General features: G+C 73.0%; 20 protein-coding genes. 12 read left to right on the top strand and 8 right to left on the bottom strand.

All coding sequences use genetic code 11. The features are described from left to right. The 6 genes from NH602_RS16220 to NH602_RS16195 all read left to right on the top strand — a co-directional run. Positions 1-1,013: thiolase family protein (locus NH602_RS16220; RefSeq protein ID WP_253068250.1), on the top strand; the 1,013-nt coding region annotated here is incomplete at its 5' end. Then, positions 1,010-1,687, top strand: coding sequence for an energy-coupling factor ABC transporter ATP-binding protein (locus tag NH602_RS16215; RefSeq protein ID WP_253068249.1), 678 nt, complete (start codon positions 1,010-1,012; stop codon positions 1,685-1,687). The genes NH602_RS16220 and NH602_RS16215, both read left to right, overlap by 4 nt. Beyond that, positions 1,684-2,325, top strand: coding sequence for an energy-coupling factor transporter transmembrane protein EcfT (locus NH602_RS16210; protein WP_253068248.1), 642 nt, complete (start codon positions 1,684-1,686; stop codon positions 2,323-2,325). The genes NH602_RS16215 and NH602_RS16210 overlap by 4 nt, the downstream gene beginning before the upstream one ends. Before the next feature lie 30 nt (positions 2,326-2,355). Continuing rightward, positions 2,356-2,604 (top strand): type II toxin-antitoxin system Phd/YefM family antitoxin, encoded by a 249-nt coding sequence (locus tag NH602_RS16205; RefSeq protein WP_179761438.1) that lies wholly within the window; start codon positions 2,356-2,358, stop codon positions 2,602-2,604. Next, the gene (locus NH602_RS16200) at positions 2,588-2,971 is read left to right on the top strand and encodes a type II toxin-antitoxin system VapC family toxin (protein ID WP_179761439.1); all 384 of its coding nucleotides are present in this window, start codon (positions 2,588-2,590) and stop codon (positions 2,969-2,971) included. Before NH602_RS16205 ends, NH602_RS16200 begins: the two co-directional genes overlap by 17 nt. Before the next feature lie 13 nt (positions 2,972-2,984). Further along, the gene (locus NH602_RS16195; protein ID WP_253068247.1) at positions 2,985-3,839 is read left to right on the top strand and encodes an alpha/beta fold hydrolase; all 855 of its coding nucleotides are present in this window, start codon (positions 2,985-2,987) and stop codon (positions 3,837-3,839) included. On the opposite strand, the gene NH602_RS16190 is transcribed toward NH602_RS16195, so the two are convergent. Next, positions 3,836-4,276: an Rrf2 family transcriptional regulator gene (locus NH602_RS16190; protein ID WP_100879163.1), complete on the bottom strand. Its 441-nt coding sequence runs from the start codon at positions 4,274-4,276 to the stop codon at positions 3,836-3,838. The genes NH602_RS16195 and NH602_RS16190 overlap by 4 nt on opposite strands. A 164-nt stretch (positions 4,277-4,440) precedes the next feature. Between NH602_RS16190 and NH602_RS16185 the strand changes: the two genes are divergently transcribed. After that, complete coding sequence (locus tag NH602_RS16185) at positions 4,441-5,565, top strand: 12-oxophytodienoate reductase (protein ID WP_253068246.1); 1,125 nt, start codon at positions 4,441-4,443, stop codon at positions 5,563-5,565. A 9-nt stretch (positions 5,566-5,574) separates the two neighbouring features. Here the strand turns inward: NH602_RS16185 and NH602_RS16180 are convergent, their stop codons facing one another. From NH602_RS16180 to NH602_RS16170, 4 genes are all read right to left on the bottom strand, one after another. Beyond that, positions 5,575-5,808 (bottom strand): SAF domain-containing protein, encoded by a 234-nt coding sequence (locus NH602_RS16180; RefSeq protein ID WP_253068245.1) that lies wholly within the window; start codon positions 5,806-5,808, stop codon positions 5,575-5,577. A 416-nt stretch (positions 5,809-6,224) separates the two neighbouring features. Beyond that, positions 6,225-6,728 carry a formyltransferase family protein gene (locus NH602_RS32240; RefSeq protein ID WP_374210189.1) on the bottom strand — a complete coding sequence of 168 codons (504 nt, stop codon included), beginning with the start codon at positions 6,726-6,728 and terminating at the stop codon, positions 6,225-6,227. Between the two features lie 92 nt (positions 6,729-6,820). Next, positions 6,821-7,879: a pseudaminic acid synthase gene (gene pseI / locus NH602_RS16175; RefSeq protein WP_253068244.1), complete on the bottom strand. Its 1,059-nt coding sequence runs from the start codon at positions 7,877-7,879 to the stop codon at positions 6,821-6,823. 10 nt (positions 7,880-7,889) lie between these two features. Continuing rightward, positions 7,890-8,891: a putative sugar O-methyltransferase gene (locus tag NH602_RS16170; protein ID WP_253068243.1), complete on the bottom strand. Its 1,002-nt coding sequence runs from the start codon at positions 8,889-8,891 to the stop codon at positions 7,890-7,892. A gap of 130 nt (positions 8,892-9,021) precedes the next feature. Here NH602_RS16170 and NH602_RS16165 point away from each other — a divergent pair, with 130 nt between their 5' ends. The 4 genes from NH602_RS16165 (at position 9,022) to NH602_RS16150 (ending at position 13,375) form a co-directional block, all read left to right on the top strand. Then, positions 9,022-9,699 carry a glycosyltransferase family 2 protein gene (locus tag NH602_RS16165; RefSeq protein WP_253068242.1) on the top strand — a complete coding sequence of 226 codons (678 nt, stop codon included), beginning with the start codon at positions 9,022-9,024 and terminating at the stop codon, positions 9,697-9,699. Continuing rightward, positions 9,696-10,178, top strand: coding sequence for a DUF2304 domain-containing protein (locus NH602_RS16160; RefSeq protein ID WP_179761446.1), 483 nt, complete (start codon positions 9,696-9,698; stop codon positions 10,176-10,178). The genes NH602_RS16165 and NH602_RS16160 overlap by 4 nt, the downstream gene beginning before the upstream one ends. Positions 10,179-10,323: 145 nt before the next feature. Continuing rightward, positions 10,324-12,354, top strand: coding sequence for a DUF6541 family protein (locus tag NH602_RS16155; RefSeq protein WP_308292847.1), 2,031 nt, complete (start codon positions 10,324-10,326; stop codon positions 12,352-12,354). A gap of 76 nt (positions 12,355-12,430) precedes the next feature. Beyond that, positions 12,431-13,375 carry an NAD-dependent epimerase/dehydratase family protein gene (locus NH602_RS16150; RefSeq protein WP_253068240.1) on the top strand — a complete coding sequence of 315 codons (945 nt, stop codon included), beginning with the start codon at positions 12,431-12,433 and terminating at the stop codon, positions 13,373-13,375. A gap of 65 nt (positions 13,376-13,440) precedes the next feature. On the opposite strand, the gene NH602_RS16145 is transcribed toward NH602_RS16150, so the two are convergent. The 3 genes from NH602_RS16145 to NH602_RS16135 form a co-directional block, all read right to left on the bottom strand. Then, complete coding sequence (locus NH602_RS16145; RefSeq protein ID WP_073573773.1) at positions 13,441-14,514, bottom strand: decaprenyl-phosphate phosphoribosyltransferase; 1,074 nt, start codon at positions 14,512-14,514, stop codon at positions 13,441-13,443. Positions 14,515-14,518: 4 nt separating this feature from the next. Then, positions 14,519-15,100, bottom strand: a complete 582-nt coding sequence (locus tag NH602_RS16140) for a phosphatase PAP2 family protein (RefSeq protein WP_139282660.1) — start codon at positions 15,098-15,100, stop codon at positions 14,519-14,521. 156 nt (positions 15,101-15,256) lie between these two features. Beyond that, complete coding sequence (locus NH602_RS16135) at positions 15,257-16,096, bottom strand: HAD family hydrolase (RefSeq protein WP_179761450.1); 840 nt, start codon at positions 16,094-16,096, stop codon at positions 15,257-15,259. 66 nt (positions 16,097-16,162) lie between these two features. On the opposite strand from NH602_RS16135, the gene NH602_RS16130 reads away from it, so the two are divergent. Beyond that, a partial coding sequence (locus NH602_RS16130; protein ID WP_253068239.1) for a glycosyltransferase occupies positions 16,163-17,014 on the top strand: 852 nt, incomplete at its 3' end.

Here is a 17,014-nt window from a genome sequence, read left to right as displayed (position 1 = left end):
CCGCGCCCGTCCTCGCCGCGCTGGCCGGCACCCTCGGCGGCCCGGTCGACGACGTGCTGCTCGGCAACGTCTTCGGCCCCGGTGGCAACCCGGCCCGGGTCGCGGCGCTCGCCGCCGGGCTCGGCGACGACGTGCCCGGCATGACCGTGGACCGGCAGTGCGCGAGCGGGCTGGCCGCGATCCTCACCGCCGCCGCGGGCATCCGCGCCGGGGACGGCGCCGGCTACCTCGCCGGGGGCGCCGAGTCGCCGTCGACCGCACCTGCGCGGACCTGGGCCGACGGCACCGTCTACACCCGCGCGCCCTTCGCCCCGACCGGCGACCCGGACCCGGACATGGGGCCCGCCGCCGACGACGTCGCCGCCCGGGCGGGCCTCTCCCGCCGGCGGCTCGACGCGTTCGCCGCCCGCAGCCACGCCCGCGCCGTCGACGCGCAGCGCTCCGGCCGCTTCGACGACGAGCTGGTCCCGGTCGGTGCCGTGCTCACCGACGAGCGTCCCCGCGACCGCTTCACCCCCGAGCGGCTCGCCCGGTTCCGGCCCGCGTTCACCCCCGGCGGCGTGCACACCGCCGCGAACTCCTGCGGGGTGAACGACGGGGCCGCCGCCGTCGCGCTGGTGCCGGAGTGGCGCCGCCGGGAGCTGGGCGTGCCCGGCCTCGCGCTGGTCTCGGCCGCCACCCGGGGCTGCCCCCCGGCCGACCTCGGGCTCGGCGCCGTCCCCGCCCTCGCCGCGCTCCGCGACCGGCCGCGGTCCCCGGACGCCGTCGAGTTCACCGAGGCGTTCGCCGGACAGGCGCTGGCCTGCCTCGACGCGGCCGGGATCGACGGGCACCGGGTGAGCCCGGACGGCGGCGCGATCGCGCTCGGCCACCCCTGGGGCGCCTCCGGCGCGGTGCTGGTCGTGCGGCTGTTCCACCGGCTCGTCGTACAGGGCCGCGGCGAGACCGGGATCGCGGCGCTGTCCTCCGGCGGCGGCCTCGGCGTCGCGACGAGCTGGCGGGTGGTCCGGTGATCGAGTTCGAGGCGGTCGGGCACCGCTACGGCGAGCGCACCGTCCTCGACGGCGTCACCCTCACCCTCGCCGAGCCCCGGGTCGCGCTGGTCGGCGCGAACGGCTCCGGCAAGTCCACGCTGGCCCGGACCGTGAACGGGCTCGTCGCACCGAGCTCGGGCACCGTCCGCGTCGACGGCCGCGACCCCGCCCGCGACGGTGCCGCCGTCCGCCGCCGGGTCGGGTTCGTCTTCAGCGACCCGGACTCCCAGATCGTCATGCCGACCGCCGGTGAGGACGTCGCGTTCTCGCTGCGCCGGACCGTGCGCGACCGGGCGGAGCGCGCCCGGCTCGCCGCGGAGACGCTCGCCGGGTTCGGGCTGGGCGACCACGTCGAGCACCCCGCGCACCAGCTCTCCGGTGGGCAGAAGCAGCTGCTCGCGCTGGCCGCGGTGCTCGTGCTGGATCCGGACGTGCTGGTCTGCGACGAGCCGACCACCCTGCTCGACCTGCGCAACAAGCGCGCCTTCGCCGACCGGCTCGCCGGGCTGCGCCAGCAGGTCCTGCTCGCCACGCACGACCTGGACCTGCTGACGGGCTTCGACCGCGTCGTCGTCCTCGACGGCGGGCGGGTCGTCGCCGACGACGAGCCCGGTCCGGCCGTCGCGTACTACCGCAGGCTCTGCGGCTCGTGACCCCGCTGGGGCTCTACGCGCCCGGTGACAGCCTGCTGCACCGGGCCCCCGCCGGGCCGTCGCTGCTCGTGGTGCTGGCCCTCGCGGTCGGGGCGGTGCTCACCGAGGACCCGCGGGTGCTCGGCGGGCTGTGCCTGGCCGTCGCCGCCGGCTACCTGGTCGCCCGGATCCCGTGGCACCGGGTCCGGCCGGTGCTGCGCACGCTGGTGCTGCTGGCCGTGCTGCTCGGGGCGGTCCAGTGGTGGCTGCTCGGGCCGGAACGGACGCTGGTGGTCGTGCTCCGGCTGGTCGCCGCGATGGGCGCGGCGACCCTGTTCACCCTCACCACCCGGGTGGACGACCTGGTCGGCGCCGTGGAGCGGGGGCTCGGCCCACTGCGCCGGTTCGGTCTCGCACCCGAGCGCCTCGGCCTTCTCGTCGGACTGACGGTGCAGTCGATCGGGACACTGTCCGGCATCGCGGGGCAGGTCCGGGCCGCGGCGAAGGCGCGCGGGGCGGACCGGTCCCCGACGGCGTTCGCGGTGCCGTTCCTGGTGCGGACGCTGCGGCACGCGGACGCGCTCGGTGAGGCACTGGCCGCGCGCGGGTGGGGCGACGACGAACCCGACGACCGGCCCGGATCACGAAAGATGGACTAAGCTGGACCAGGTCCGACGGACGGAGGCACCGTGACCGCCGAGTTCAACATCCACGAGGCCAAGACCCACCTGTCCCGACTGCTGGAGCGCGTCGCCGCGGGCGAACACATCGTCATCTCCCGCGCCGGGACGCCCGTGGCGGACCTGGTGCCGCACCAGCGCCGGACCGTGCGCCTGGGCGGGCTGCGCGGCCGCGTCCGCTACGACGACGCCGACTTCGAGGGCGTCGACCAGGACATCCAGGCCATGTTCTACGGCGACGATGCTGCTCCTCGATAGCCAGGCCCTGCTGTGGGTCCTCACCGACAGCGAACGGCTCGGCCCGAAGGCCCGTGAGGTCGTCGGGGCCGCGACCGCGGTCCACGTCTCGGCGGCATCGGTCTGGGAACTCACCATCAAGGCCATGCTGGGGAAGCTCGACGTCCCGGCCGGGCTCCCGGAGCTGCTGGAGGAACAGGGGCTGGTCGTCCTGGACGTGACGGCCGCCCACGCCGAGGGCCTGCGTGCCTTCCCCGAGCTCGTCCGCCACGACCCGTTCGACCGGCTCATCATCGCTCAGGCGGACCAGGACGGCATGCAGCTTCTCACCGCGGACCGGGTCCTGCTCGGGCTCGGACGGAGCTTCGTCGTCGACGCGACCCGCTGACCGGGAGGACCCGATGACCGCACTGCGCGACCATGTGATCCCCCGCCCCGAGGGCGACCTGCACGTCCACCTCGCGGGCGAGTCCGGCCCACCCGTGCTGCTGCTGTCCGGGGCCGGCCTCGACAACGCGCTGCTCAGCTGGCACCACCTGATCCCCGACCTCGCCCGCGACCACCGCGTCATCGCCCCCGACTGGCCGAAGCAGGGGCGCAGCCGGCCGTGGCGGGGCCGGGCCGGCCACGACGTGCTGCTCCGGACGGTCGTCGACGTGCTGGACGACCTCGGCGTCGAGCGTGCTGCGGTCGTCGGGCTCTCCCAGGGCGGCGCCCTCGCACTGGCCACCGCGATCGAGCACCCGGAGCGGGTGGAACGCGTGGTGGCGCTCGCTCCGGCCGGGACACTGAGCTTCCCGCCGGGGCTGCACCAGCTGTTGTGGCTGACCGCGCGGGTGCCGCTGCTCTCGCGGACCCTGCCGAACCTGGCGTTCCGGAGCCGGGCGGCGGTCACCGCGTTCACCCGGCGCGCGCTCTTCGGCGACGCAGGCCGCGTGGCCGACCTCGACGGGATCGTCGATCAGATCCTGGGCGAGGCCCGGGCCCGGAACGCGGGCAGCTCCGACTGGCAGAACGACTCGATCGGGTTCCGCCGGATGCGGGTCGACCTGCGCCCCCGGCTCCCGGAGATCCGCTGCCCCGCCCTGTTCGTGCAGGGCGACCGGGATGCGGGCGTCCCCGTCGCGACGACGCGCGCGGCGGCCGCGGCCGTCCCGGGCGCCCGGTTCGTGGTGCTGCCCGGCCGTGGCCACTGGTCCAACCGGGAGTCCCCGGACGAGGTGAACGCGCTGGTCAGGGAGTTCCTCGACGGTTAGGGCGCCGCGCGGTCCAGGCCCCGCATCTCGCGCAGCGCGTCGGCGAGGGTCCGGCACCCCAGCGACTGCAGCACCGCCCCCTCCACCTCGACGGTCAGCCGGGCGAAGTACTCCGCGGCGTTCGTCGTCACCGGGCAGACGTGCTCGCTCTCCGGGCGGCACGCCCAGAGCGGCTTCTCCCCCACCGCGCAGCGGTAGATCTCGGCCAGGGTGATCTCCCCGGCCGGCCGGGCGAGCCGGGCACCCCCGCTGCGCCCCCTGCTGGACTCGACGAGGCCGTGCACCCCGAGCGGCACCAGCAGCTTGCGCACCACGCTGGCGTTCGTGCCGAGTGCCTCGGCGAGCCGTCCGGAGCTGACGGTCGGACTGTCGCCCTCGGCCGCGGCGGCGAGGTACAGCATCGCCTGCAGGGCACTGGAGAACCGGATGTCCAGCACGACCTCACCTCCCGTCCCGGGCCGCCAGCGTACCCGTCGCGCCCGAAAAGGTGGTGGTCACTGTTGCAGTTCACGGAGCCATATGTATCTTTGATCAGAACCATTTGACGCCTCCGCCCGGACCCGCCGACGTGCCTGGACGGCCCACCCCTCAGGAGTGCCTCGTGTCCACCCGCGCCGCACGGCTTCTCGGCCGCCCGTACACCCTCGGCTCCGCGGAGCTGCCCAACCGCATCGTCATGGCCCCGATGACCCGGGCGTTCTCCCCCGGCGGTGTCCCCGGCACCGACGTGGCGGCCTACTACGCGCGCCGTGCCGCCGCCGGTACCGGCCTGATCATCACCGAGGGCACCTACATCGACGACCCCTCCGCGGGCGACGTCGCCGCCGTCCCGCGCTTCCACGGCGAGGCGTCGCTGGCCGGGTGGGCGGACGTCGTCGAGGCGGTGCACGGGGCGGGTGGCCGGATCATGCCGCAGATCTGGCACGTCGGGATCACCCGCGAGGCCGGGAAGCCGCCGTTCCCCGAGGCGCCGTCGGTCGGCCCGTCCGGCATCGCGCTCGACGGCACCGAGGGCGCCGGTACCGCGCTAGACCTCGCCGGGATCGACCGGATCATCGGCGCGTTCGCCGAGGCCGCGGCGCAGGCCGAGCGGATCGGTTTCGACGGTGTCGAGCTGCACGGCGCGCACGGCTACCTGATCGACGAGTTCCTGTGGGAGCGGACCAACCGCCGCACCGACGGCTACGCCGGCGGCGCCGCCGAGCGGGCCCGCTTCGCGGCCGAGATCGTCGCCGCCGTCCGCGAGCGCGTCGCCCCCGACTTCCCGGTCGTGTTCCGGTTCTCCCAGTGGAAGGCCGGTGCCTACGACGCGCAGCTCGCCCGGACCCCCGACGAGCTGGCCGACGTGCTGACCCCGCTCGCCGACGCCGGGGTGACCGCGTTCCACGCGTCCGGGCGCCGCTACTGGGAGCCGGAGTTCCCCGAGGCCGACGCCGAGCTGAACATCGCCGGGTGGACGCGCAAGGTCACCGGCCTGCCGACGATCACCGTCGGCTCGGTCGGCCTGGACCAGGTCTTCGCCCCGGAGATGTTCTCCGGCGGCGACGCGCACGCCGACGTCAGCGGCGTCGAGAAGCTCCTCGACCGGCTGGAGGACGACGAGTTCGACCTCGTCGCCGTCGGCCGGGCGCTGCTGGCCGACCCCGAGTGGGCCCGCAAGGTCCTCGACGGCCGCGAGTCCGCGCTGGTGCCCTTCACCAAGGCGGCACTGGGCACCCTGCACTGAGCGGTTCGCTCAGATCAGGTCCCAGGTCAGCGGGGTGCCGCGGGCGACGTCGCGGGCGAAGGTCCGGCCGAGCACGGTGCCGATCGTGTCGGTGTGCAGGCCACCGGCCGGACGGATCGACCGCAGGTTGTCCGCGGCCACCCGCTCCCCCCGGCGGTGACGTCCGCGACCCACCCACAGCGACTGGCACTGGGCGAGGTCATCCCGCTCGAACTCGCGGGACTCGAACCGGGCCGGAGCCATGGCTCGCTACCTTACGTCGGTCTTGGTGCCCCAGAAGCTAGCCCGATCGACCTAGCTCGCACTTCGGGGGAACACCCGGAATTGCCCTTCAAGCGAGTTGCCAACTCCGTCAGCTCTCCAGCCAGCAGCAGGCGGGGCCGGTCCGCAGATCCAGCTAAGCTAATCGCAGTTACTCAGCCCCCCTCCAAGCAGTGCAAACTCAGTCACTCCCCGAGCCGGACAGTGAACATCAGCTGGCGATGCCAGCCGCCACTGCCCCGCGACAGCGGACTACGCGCCGATTACGCTAGCCCACACTGATCTCACAAACAGCGGAACCGCAACAAGGCCACTGTCGACAGAAACCGGGCATCCCACTTCAGATCCGAACATCGATCGAATCGACAGAGGAATGCCGTCCGCGCCGAGAGGACCCACTAACGAGGCGCCCTTCCTCGTAAGCTCTTAATCGGGGTATCCCATCCCTGCTCCAGAAGATGCAGGACGGAGTTCTTGTCCGTACTTCGATGCTCTGTTCCAGGGCCCGACTGGATCACAGGCCGAACCTCACCGGCCAGCAGACGAATCCAACCCGCAGCAAACAGACGCACAGCTTCCTCTTGAAGCCTGTTGTACGAGGTGCGAAGAGTGTCCACAGAGTCATCGAGTTCAACCTCGGATTGCAAGACAATTCGACCGGTATCCAGTCCCTTATCCATCTCGTGAACCGTCACACCCGAGGGCGTGTCGTCGAGTATCGACCACAAGTTGGGATCCGCCCCCCGTCCATACGGCAAGAGAGAGATATGAACGTTATAGATCCGGCCTTCTAGCAGGTCGATAACGTCTGGGCGTACAATTCTCCTGTAACCATGACTAACGACCAGTGCCGGCGAGAGCCTCCTTACATCTTCAACTTCAAATCTATCGGATGCACCCATGACAACTAAGTCGCCTACCGATCGCAGCAGAAACTCGCGCACAAGCGAGCCGTCTGCACCCAGAAATACGATCGGACGACTACTGGAATCAGTCAGATGAGATCCCACGTTAGCGGGGTTCCCTTCTTAACAGCTACGGAGAAACGGCGCCCACGAACGCGAAGAATTTCGTTCGGCTCAAGACCGCCCGCTGGCCGGATTGAACGAACATTGGAAGCACTGACTCTGTCTCCCTGTTCGACATCTTGAACAACGTAGAGTGATCGCCTCAGTCCGAGCATTGTCGCCTCAGACTCGCGGGGCCCGAACCGGGCCAGGCCCATCGCGCGTCGTGCCACGTCGGTCTCGGTGACCAGCGACGCCAGCTCGGCGGGCTCCAGGGAGAAGTCGGAGTCGACGCCGCCGTCGGCGCGCTGCAGCGTCACGTGCTTCTCGATCGCGACCGCGCCGAGCGCCACCGCGGCGACCGGTACCCCGATGCCCGGGGTGTGGTCGGAGAGCCCGATCGGGACGCCGAACGCCTCGCGCAGCGCCGGGATCGTCTGCAGGTTCGCGTCGACCGGGTCCGCCGGGTACGAGGCGGTGCAGGCCAGCAGCACGATCTGCGTCGCACCGCCCTCCCGGGCGGCGGCGACGGCGGCGTCGATCTCGGCCAGCGTCGCCATCCCGGTGGAGATCACCATCGGCTTGCCGGTCGCGGCCATCGCCCGGATCAGCGGCAGGTCGACCAGCTCGGCCGAGGCCACCTTGTACGCCGGCGCGTCGAGGGACTCCAGCAGCTCGATCGCCGTCGGGTCGAACGGCGAGGAGAACGGCACGAGCCCGTGCTCACGGGCCCGGGCGAACAGCGGCTCGTGCCACTCCCACGGCGTGTGCGCCTGCTCGTAGAGCTGGTACAGGTTCCGCCCGCCCCACAGGCCGTGGTCGTCGCGGATCCGGAAGGCCGGGCCGTCGGCGTCGATGGTGATCGTGTCGGCCCGGTAGGTCTGGAACTTCACCGCCTGCGCCCCGGTGCCGGCGATCGCGTCGACGATCTCCAGTGCCCGGTCCAGCGAGCCGTTGTGGTTGCCGGAGACCTCCGCGATGACGAACGGTCGCTCGCCGGGGCCCACGCGGTGGCCGCCGATCTCGATCGGGTCCGGGGTGCGCATGCGCGCCACTCTACGAGCGCCGCGCGAGCACCATCACCTCGGACACCGTGCCCTCGGAGTCCTGGCCGTAGAGCCCGGCGTCGGAGTCGACGAGCTCGAACTGGTCGAACATCTCCAGGTAGCGGTGGCGCAGCATGGGCTCGCGGACGTTCGGCTTGCCGGTCGGGGAGTTGCGCAGCAGCAGCCAGCGGGCGCCCAGGTCGGTGACCAGGCTCGCGTAGTTCGCGACGACGTCGGGCTCCATCTCCTGGAAGGAGATGAAGTTGGCGAACAGGTCGACGTTCCCGGTGAGCCGGGGCAGCTGCCAGGAGCAGAGCACCGTCGCCGGCTGCTCCAGCTCGTCGATCACGATCTTCTCGCGCCCGCGGGTGGCGGCGTAGTCCAGAACCTTCTCCGGCCCGAGCGCCTCGCGCAGGTAGTGCGTGGCGACGGCGGCGACCGGCGGGATGTCGACGTCGATGTAGCGCAGACCGGGGTTGCCCGACAGCAGGATCTCGCCGAGCGTGCCGAACCCGCCGCCGATCTCCAGGACGGTCGAGACGTCGAGGTCCGGCACGGCACGCTTGAGCATGACCAGCCCGCGCAGGTAGTTCAGCGACGACCGGCTGAACCGGCGGCCGTCGAACACCAGCTGCTCGGCCGGGGCGCCGGCGGTCGACTCGCTGAACCCGGCGAGCGACGGCGACCGGTCGGCCGGGTCGAGCGCGGTCACCGTGGCGTGGTGGGCCCGGGCGACGGGCACCTGGTCGATCCGCTCGCGCAGCAGCGTCCCGGGGCCGCCCGCCAGACCGAAGGCCCGCGACAGGGCGGCCGCCGGGCGGGACACCGGCGCGTACTGCGGGGCGTAGAAGTAGGTGGCCGAGGGGTGCCTGCGGAACTCCGCGAACCCGCGTTCGCGCAGGTCGGCGACCACCTTCTCCAGGCCGGTCTTCCAGAAGTCCGTCGGCCGGTACAGCTCCGGCGCGCCGTCCAGGTCGGCCAGCATCAGCTCGAGCAGCGTCCTCGGGTCCATGTGACCGACGGTACGGATTGTCACGTTCGCCCCGTGTCCCCACCTACCGTCGGTCAGCGCCCGTCGCCGGAGCGATAGCCTCTGTGCGGCGGCTGTGAACGGCCGCCCCGCAGTGACGAGGGAGTGGGACGTGGTCGCCGACACCGGCACCTGGGTGGTGGTCCCCGTGTACAACGAGGACACCGTCATCGCCGACGTCGTCGCGGAGATCCGCACGAGCTTCCCGAACGTCGTGTGCGTCGACGACGGCAGCCGGGACTCCTCCGCCGAACGCATCGCCGGCACCGAGGCGCACCTGGTGCGGCATCCGATCAACCTCGGGCAGGGCGCGTCGCTGCAGACCGGGATCGACTACGCGCTCCGTGGCGGGGCCGAGCGGATCGTCACTTTCGACGCCGACGGCCAGCACGACGTCGCCGACGCCGTCCGGATGGCCGCGATCCTGCGCAGCGGCGAGGCCGACGTCGTCCTCGGGTCGCGCTTCCTGGAGTCGACCGAGCCGGTGCCGCCGCTCAAGCGGCTGGTGTTGCGCACCGTCGCGGCGCTGTCCCCGGCCAGCCGCAAGCTCAAGCTCACCGACGCCCACAACGGGCTGCGGGCCATGAACCGGGCGGTCGCCGAGGACCTGCGGATCACCATGAACGGGATGGCGCACGCGTCGGAGATCGTCGCGTCACTCGCCCGGTCGTCGTGGCGGATCCGCGAGGTTCCGGTCACGATCCGCTACACCGAGTACTCACGATCCAAGGGCCAGTCGCTGTTCAACGGGGTGAACATACTGTTCGACCTGTCGGTACGGCAGCGATGACCCAGGAGGCGAACACCGTGATCCTGCAGATCCTGCTCCTGGCCGCCGCGGTCGGCGCGCTCGTCTACTTCGTGCGCAGCGGCCAGAGCGTCGGCGTGCGGGCGAGCAAGCGGATCGCCTTCGGCGCGTTCATCGTGCTGAACATCTATGCGGTCCTGCGTCCCGACGACCTGACCTACCTGGCCCGGGCGGTGGGCATCGGCCGTGGCACGGACCTGCTGGTCTACCTGCTCGTCGTCGCGTTCGTGTTCGGCATGCTGAACACCTACCTGCGGGACCGCGAGATCAGCCAGCACCTGACGAACCTGGCCCGCCAGATCGCCGTCCGGGACGCGGAGCTGACCCGGCGGGAGAAGGACCTGGAGCAGCGGCTGACCGCGCTGGAGGGGCACGCGGCGACCGGGAACGGTCACCGGACCCCTGTCGGGGAACCGGTCTCCGAGAATCTCGACGCCCCGACCCGGACGTCCGGGGGCTGATCCGATCCTCCGGCACGATGTGGTCACGAACTCCGGACGCGAGGCGTGGGGGCACGAGCCGCTCGAGTGCCGCTCGTAAACTCCCGAGGATGCGGCACGGCATCGACGCCTCGGGCAGAGCACCCGGAACTCCAGGGTCCCGCTCGTGAGTTGGCTCGAAGCCGTACCGGCGGCGTTGGTCGCCGTGCTGTGGTGTGTGGCGCCCGGTGTCGTGTGGCTCCGGGTGCTGGGCTGGCACGGCATCGCCTGCTGGGGTGGTGCACCGGTCGTCTCGGTCGCGCTGGTCGCGGTGACCGCAGTGGTCTCCGGTCGGCTCGGAGTGCCCTGGGGTCCACTGCCCGTCGTCGCGGCGACCGTGCTCGGAGCGGTCGTGCTGTTCGGTATCCGAGCAGCGATGCGACAGCGGCCCCGGAGTTCCGGCGGACCCGCGGCCCCGTCCCGGTATGTCGCATTCCTCCGTGGAGGGTCGGACGGACCGTGGTCACGCCCGGCCCTGCTCGCCGGACTCGTCGTCACCGTGGCGCTCGGGTGGCTCACCGTGGTGCTGGCCTTCGGTCGGGTGGACGCGATCTCCCCCACCTATGACGCCGTGCACCACTACAGCGCCGTGGCACACATCTTGACCACGGGCGACGGTTCGTCGCTGACGCTCGGCGAGCTGACCAGTCCGGGTCGGCCGACGGGTTATCCCGCGGCCTGGCACGATCTCGTCGCGCTCGTGGTCCTCACGTCGGGGGCACCGATCCCCGCCGCGTCGAACCTGATGGCGTTCGCAGCCGCTGCCGTCGTCTGGCCACTCGGATGCGCTCTGCTCACGCGCCAGGTCGCCGGCCCCCGCGCCGGGGTCCTGCTCGTCGCCCCTGTCCTGGCCACCGCATTCACGGCCATGCCGTGGTTGGTGATGACCTGGGGGGTCCTGTGGCCCAATCTTCTCGGTCTCGCCCTCGTGCCGGCCGCACTGGCCGCGGTGGTCGCCTTCGTGATGCCGGCGGACGACAGCGCGCTGAGCCGGTCCTCTGCGCTGCTCCTGGGGGCAGTCGCCGCGCCCGGCCTGAGTCTGGCCCATCCCAACGCGGTGATCAGCTTGCTCGTGCTCGGGCTGTCGCCGGTCGCGGTGGCCGCGATCGTCTCGGCCGTGCGGGCCGCACGGGCGGGAATGCGGCTGCGGACTGTCGCCGGTCCTGTCGGCGCCGTCGCGCTCGCGGCGGGTGTTCTCTGGTTGCTCGCCTGGTCACCGTTCCTGGCGAGCGTCCGAGCCTTCGATTGGCCTGCGTCCATGGGGGCACACGATGCAGTGCTCGGCGTCCTGTGGAACGGGACGAACGGACGTCCCCCGCTCTACGTCGTCTCGGTTCTCGTACTGGTCGGTGCGGTCTTTGCAGTGCGGCATGCGCGCACCGCCTGGCTCGTGCCCGCCCACCTGACCTCGGCCTTCCTGTACGTCCTCGCGATCGCGCGGGAGGGCGACGTGGTCACCGCTCTGACGGGCGCCTGGTACAACGACTCGTACCGGCTCGCCGCCATGGTCCCGATCACAGGTGTGCCGCTGGCGGCGATCGGGGTGACCGGCACGGTCAGCGGGCTGGTCGGGGTGTGGGCACGACGCGCCTCCCGACCGTCGGCTTCCCCCAACATGGTCACGGTGACAGCGGCAGCGGTCACCCTGACCGCGGCCGTCCTCGTGGTGGCGTCCGACGGGTTCCGGGTCGGGGTACATGCGTTCGTGGTCGCCGGGACGTATCAGCGTGAGGCCACCTGGATGCTCCAGCCCGGTCAGCGAGACTTCCTGGAAGCCGCCGGACGGGCGGTACCTGCCGGCGAGGTGGTGGCGGCGAACCCCTGGACCGGCAACGCCCTCGTCTACCCGTTGACCGGACGGGAGACGATGTTCCCGCACATGTCGGGCAACTGGACACCGGAGCAGAAGCTGATCCAGGAGCGGCTCCGTGACGCAGCCGTCGACCCGTCGGTGTGCAGGGCGGTGCGCGCGACCGATCTGAAGTACGCGATCGACGGTCCCGTGTCGTACTGGCCCTGGGACCGTCGTTCCCAGAGTTTCCCCGGCTTGACCGACCTGGGCCGTGCACCCGGGTTCGAGCCCGTCCTCTCCGGGGGCGGCAGCACGCTCTACCGGATCACCGCCTGCGGCGCGGGCCCCGCCCGCTCCACCGGCTGAGGCGCCCCGGGGCACCCGCGGTTACCGTGTGCGCGCAGCCGGGTGCACACACCGTCCGCCCCGGAGGAAGGCAGGTATGCGCGCACTCGTCACCGGTGGAGCCGGCTTCATCGGCTCCACCCTGGTCGAGTCCCTGCTCACCCGCGGCGACGACGTCCTCGTCGTCGACGACCTCTCCGCCGGGACCCGGGACAACCTCGCCCCGGGTGTCACGGTGGCCGAGCTCGACGTCCGCGACACCGCCGCGCTCACCGCGCTGGCCGCCGAGTACCGCCCGGACGCGGTGTTCCACCTGGCCGCCCAGATCGACGTACGCCGTTCGATGGCGGACCCGGTGCACGACGCCTCGGTCAACGTCCTCGGCACGCTGAGCGTGCTGCAGGCGGCCCGGGACGCGGGCGCGGGCGCGGTCGTCGTCTGCTCCACCGGCGGCGCCATCTACGGCGACGGCGCCCCCCTGCCGACGACCGAGGCGGAGCTGGCCGAGCCGGAGTCGCCGTACGGGATGAGCAAGCTCGCCGCGGAGCGCTACACCCGGTTCTTCGTGCGGGCGCACGGCCTCCCGGCGCTGGTGCTGCGCTTCGCGAACGTCTACGGGCCGCGCCAGCACCCGGCGGGCGGGGCCGGGGTCGTCTCGCTGTTCTGCGACCGGGCCCGCACCGGGCTGCGGCCGACCGTGTTCGGCGACGGCGGCCAGACCCGCGACTTCCTCTACGTCGGCGACGTCGCCCGGGCGGCGCTCGCCTCGGCCGACCGGCTCGCGGCCGGGGAACTGGCCGGCGAGGTGTTCAACGTCGGCACCGGAACCGAGTCCACGGTCGTCGAGCTGGCCGCGACGATCGGGGAGATCGCCGGGCTCGCCCCGGAGGCGTTCGCGCCGGAGTTCCTCCCGGCCCGGGCCGGGGAGCTGCGCCGCAGCTGCCTCGACCCGTCGCGCGGGATCGCCGCGCTCGGCCTGCCCGCGCCGACCCCGCTCGCCGAGGGCCTCGCACACACCTGGGCCTGGCACACCGGGCGCTGACACGCCGGGCACCGACACCGCGCCCGGCCCCCGTGCGGGGAACCGGGCCCGGGTGGCTGCCGGCGTCAGCTGTAGACGGCCAGGGTGAGCATCGCGATCCAGGCCAGCGCCAGGACCTGCAGCGCGCGGTCGCCGAGCGCGATCTCCTCGGGCTCGCCGCCGGTGCCCCGGTCGACGTCCACCGAGTAGCGCAGCACCGCGATCACGAACGGCACGATCGACAGCACCGACCACACCGAGTTGTGGTCCTCGCGGATCTCGAACGCCCACAGCCCGTACATGACGATCATGACGGTGGCCGAGAGCGACCAGATGTAGCGCAGGTAGGACGCCGTGTAGTTCTCCAGCGACTTGCGGATCTTGGCCCCGGTGCGCTCGGCGAGGTTGATCTCGGCGTAGCGCTTGCCGGCGACCATGAACAGCGAGCCGAACCCGGTGACCAGCAGGAACCACTGCGACAGCGGGATGCCGGTGGCCACACCGCCGGCGATGGAGCGCATCAGGAAGCCGGAGGCGACGATGCAGATGTCGAGCACCGGCTGGTGCTTGAGCCACAGGCAGTAGGACAGCTGCACCGCCACGTAGACGGCGAGCACGATGATCAGCTGCCAGGTCACCGCGAACGACAGCGCGATCGCCCCGGCGAACAGCACGCCCGCCGCGACGAAGGCCAGCGGCACCGGGACGATGCCGGACGCGATCGGGCGGCGGCGCTTGGTCGGGTGCGCCCGGTCGGCCTCGACGTCGAGCGCGTCGTTGACCAGGTACACGCCGGACGCGGCCAGTGAGAACGCGACGAACGCGATCACGCAGTCGATCAGGATCGGCACGTCGAACAGCTGGCCGCTGACGAACGGCGCGGCGAAGACCAGGACGTTCTTCACCCACTGGCGGGGGCGCATCGTCTTGAGCAGGCCGCGGGCGACCATCGTGGTGGTGCGCTCGGACGGGTCCATCGGCACGTGCGGGGCGTGCTCGGCGGCGACGGCGGCCGGGGCCGCGTCGGCCTCGTGGCCCTCGGGGGCGCCTGCGTCGTCGGGGGCGTCCGGGACGACGGGGGTCTGCGGGTCGGCGGCCTGGGCGACCTTCTCCTTCTCGGAGTCGTCGCGGTCGACCTTCGTGGGGTCGGTGCTGGTCATGCGCTCACCCTCCGGTGGTGGGGTTGCGTGAGATCACGCGACGCGCGGTACCGGCGACGACCGCGCCGAGCGCGGTGCCGGTGGCGACGTCGGTCGGGTAGTGCACGCCGAGGACCAGGCGCGACAGCGCCATCAGGCCCACACCCGCCGCGGCCACCGGGCGGGAGCGCCTGCCCAGCAGGCCGCCGTAGAGCACGGCGGCGGCGGTGGTGGACGTGGCGTGCGAGGACGGGAAGCTCAGCCGGCTCGGGGTGCCCACCAGGACCCGGACCGCGGGGTGGTCGGGGCGGCGGCGCCGGACGACGCGCTTGATCCCGATCGAGGCGCCGTGCGCGAACGCGACGGCCGCGGCGGAGCCGAGCCACTCGCGCCGGCGGGGGCGGTCCAGCGCGGCACCCACGACGCCGATCGCCAGCCAGCCCGCGGCGTGCTCGCCGAACAGCGACATCCCGCGGGCGACCCGCACGGTGGTGTCGCTCGCGAGAGCGCCCTGCACGGACGCCAGCACGGCGACCTCGCCGGTGGGCGGGACGTCGGCGGGCGGTTGCGGACCGGAACGGTCCAGGGTGTCTGCCGTGTCAGCCACGGGTGGGGGCCTCCTGGCGCGGGCGCTGGCACCCGGCTCGCGGGCGATGACAGCCGGTGATGGTACGCGCGGGCGGGGTCGTGGGCCGGGTCGGGGCGGCCCGTGGGACCGGGCATGACCGCTCGTCGACGGGCAGGTGAACGGCGCCGGGTGCGCTCAGAACCAGCGCTCCAGGATCTCGGCGAGCCCGTCGTGGGTGTGCGGTGCCGTCACCTCGTCGGCGAGCCCGACCAGGTCCGGGTGGGCGTTGCCCATTGCGACGCCGAGCCCGGCCCAGCGCAGCATCTCCCGGTCGTTGGGCATGTCGCCGAACGCCACGGTGTCCGCCGCGGTCACCCCGAGACGGCGGGCGACCTCGGCCAGGCCGGTCGCCTTGGTGACCCCGGGGGCGGAGGCCTCCAGCAGCCCCGACGAGTGCGAGAACGTCAGGTCGGCCAGCCCGCCGGCCTTCGGTGCGAGCGCGTCCATCATCTGCTCGCTGGTCAGCTCCGGGGAGCGGATCAGCACCTTCGTCGCCGGGCGGCCGAGCAGATCCTCGCGGCTGGTGGAGCCGCCGTCGTGCTCGCCCCAGGCGTGCACGTAGCCGGGGTCGGTGAGGAACTCGTCGACGACGCCCCGCACGCCGCCGTCGCCCTCGGCGTTCCCGACGCGCTCGACGCCGAACCCGCAGCCGGGGAACAGCTCCGCGGCGAGGCCGGCGAGCTCGCGGATCGTGGCGGGCTCCAGGGTGTGCGCGCCGAGCACGACGTCGTCGGCGGCGTCGTAGAGCACCGCGCCGTTCGCGCACACGCACAGCCGCACCAGGCCCTCGGGCAGCCGCGCGAGCACCGGCGGGATCCAGCGCGGCGGGCGGCCGGTGACCAGCACGAAGCCGGCGCCGGCGGCGACCGCCCGCTCCAGCACGGCGACGGTGCGCGGGGTGACCGCGCCGTCGCCGTCGAGGAGGGTCCCGTCGACGTCGGTGGCGACGAGCCGGGGCGCGTTCTCGACGATCACACCCAGAGCGTACGGAACCGCGCGGAGACCGCCCCCGGACGACCGCGTGGCGGTTACCCTCGAACGGTGCGCGTTCTGGTGGTGGCGGCCCCGCTGTCGGGGCACCTGACACCACTGTTGCCGCTCGCCCACGCGCTCTGGGACTCCGGGCACGAGGTGCTGCTCGCCGGCGGCGGCGACGCGCACCCGCTCCCCGGGACGGACCCGCTGCCGTTCATCGACGTCGCCCGCAGCCTGCGGGTGGGCAGGCTGGCCGCGCGTTCGCTCGTCGCGCACCCGGTGACCGCGCGGGCCGAGCTGGCCGGGCGCGGCGGCGACGCCGGGGTGCGCTCGCTGTTCGGCCCGGTGAACGAGGAGCTGACCGACGCGCTGGTGACCGTCGCCGAGCAGTGGCGGCCCGACGTCGTGGTGTACGAGCCCCTCGCGGTCGCGGGGGCGCTCGCGGCCGCCCGGCACGACGTCCCGGCGGTGCTGCACGAGAACGGCCTGCTCGACGGGTTCGCGCTGGTCCGCACGCTGCTGGACTCCCGCCCCCTGCAGCGTGCCCGGCTCCGGCACGGGCTGCGCGGGGTCCCGCCACCGGCGATCGCGCTGACCATCGCCCCGTCGAGCCTGGTCGGGGCGCGCGACGCGCTGGCCGTGCGGCCGGGGCGGACTCGCGGCTCCGGCCGGTCCTCGCTGCCCGCCTGGCTGAGCGGCCCCTCCGTCCGCCCGCGGGTGCTGGTGCTGCGCGGCGGCGGACCGGTGCGCGGGGACCTGCAGTCCTCCGCGGTGCGCGCGTTGCAGGGCGTCCGCGCCGACGGCACGGACTGCGAGCTCGTGCTCGTCCGTCCCCCGGCGCGACTGCTGCGCCACCACGGGCCGGGGGTGCGCACCGTCGGGCGGGTCCCGCTGGACGAGCTGCTGCCGGCCTGCGCG

It is taken from the genome of Pseudonocardia sp. McavD-2-B (assembly GCF_024124365.1).
GTDB lineage: Bacteria > Actinomycetota > Actinomycetes > Mycobacteriales > Pseudonocardiaceae > Pseudonocardia > Pseudonocardia alni.
This window is presented reverse-complemented; position numbering and strand designations above follow the sequence as displayed.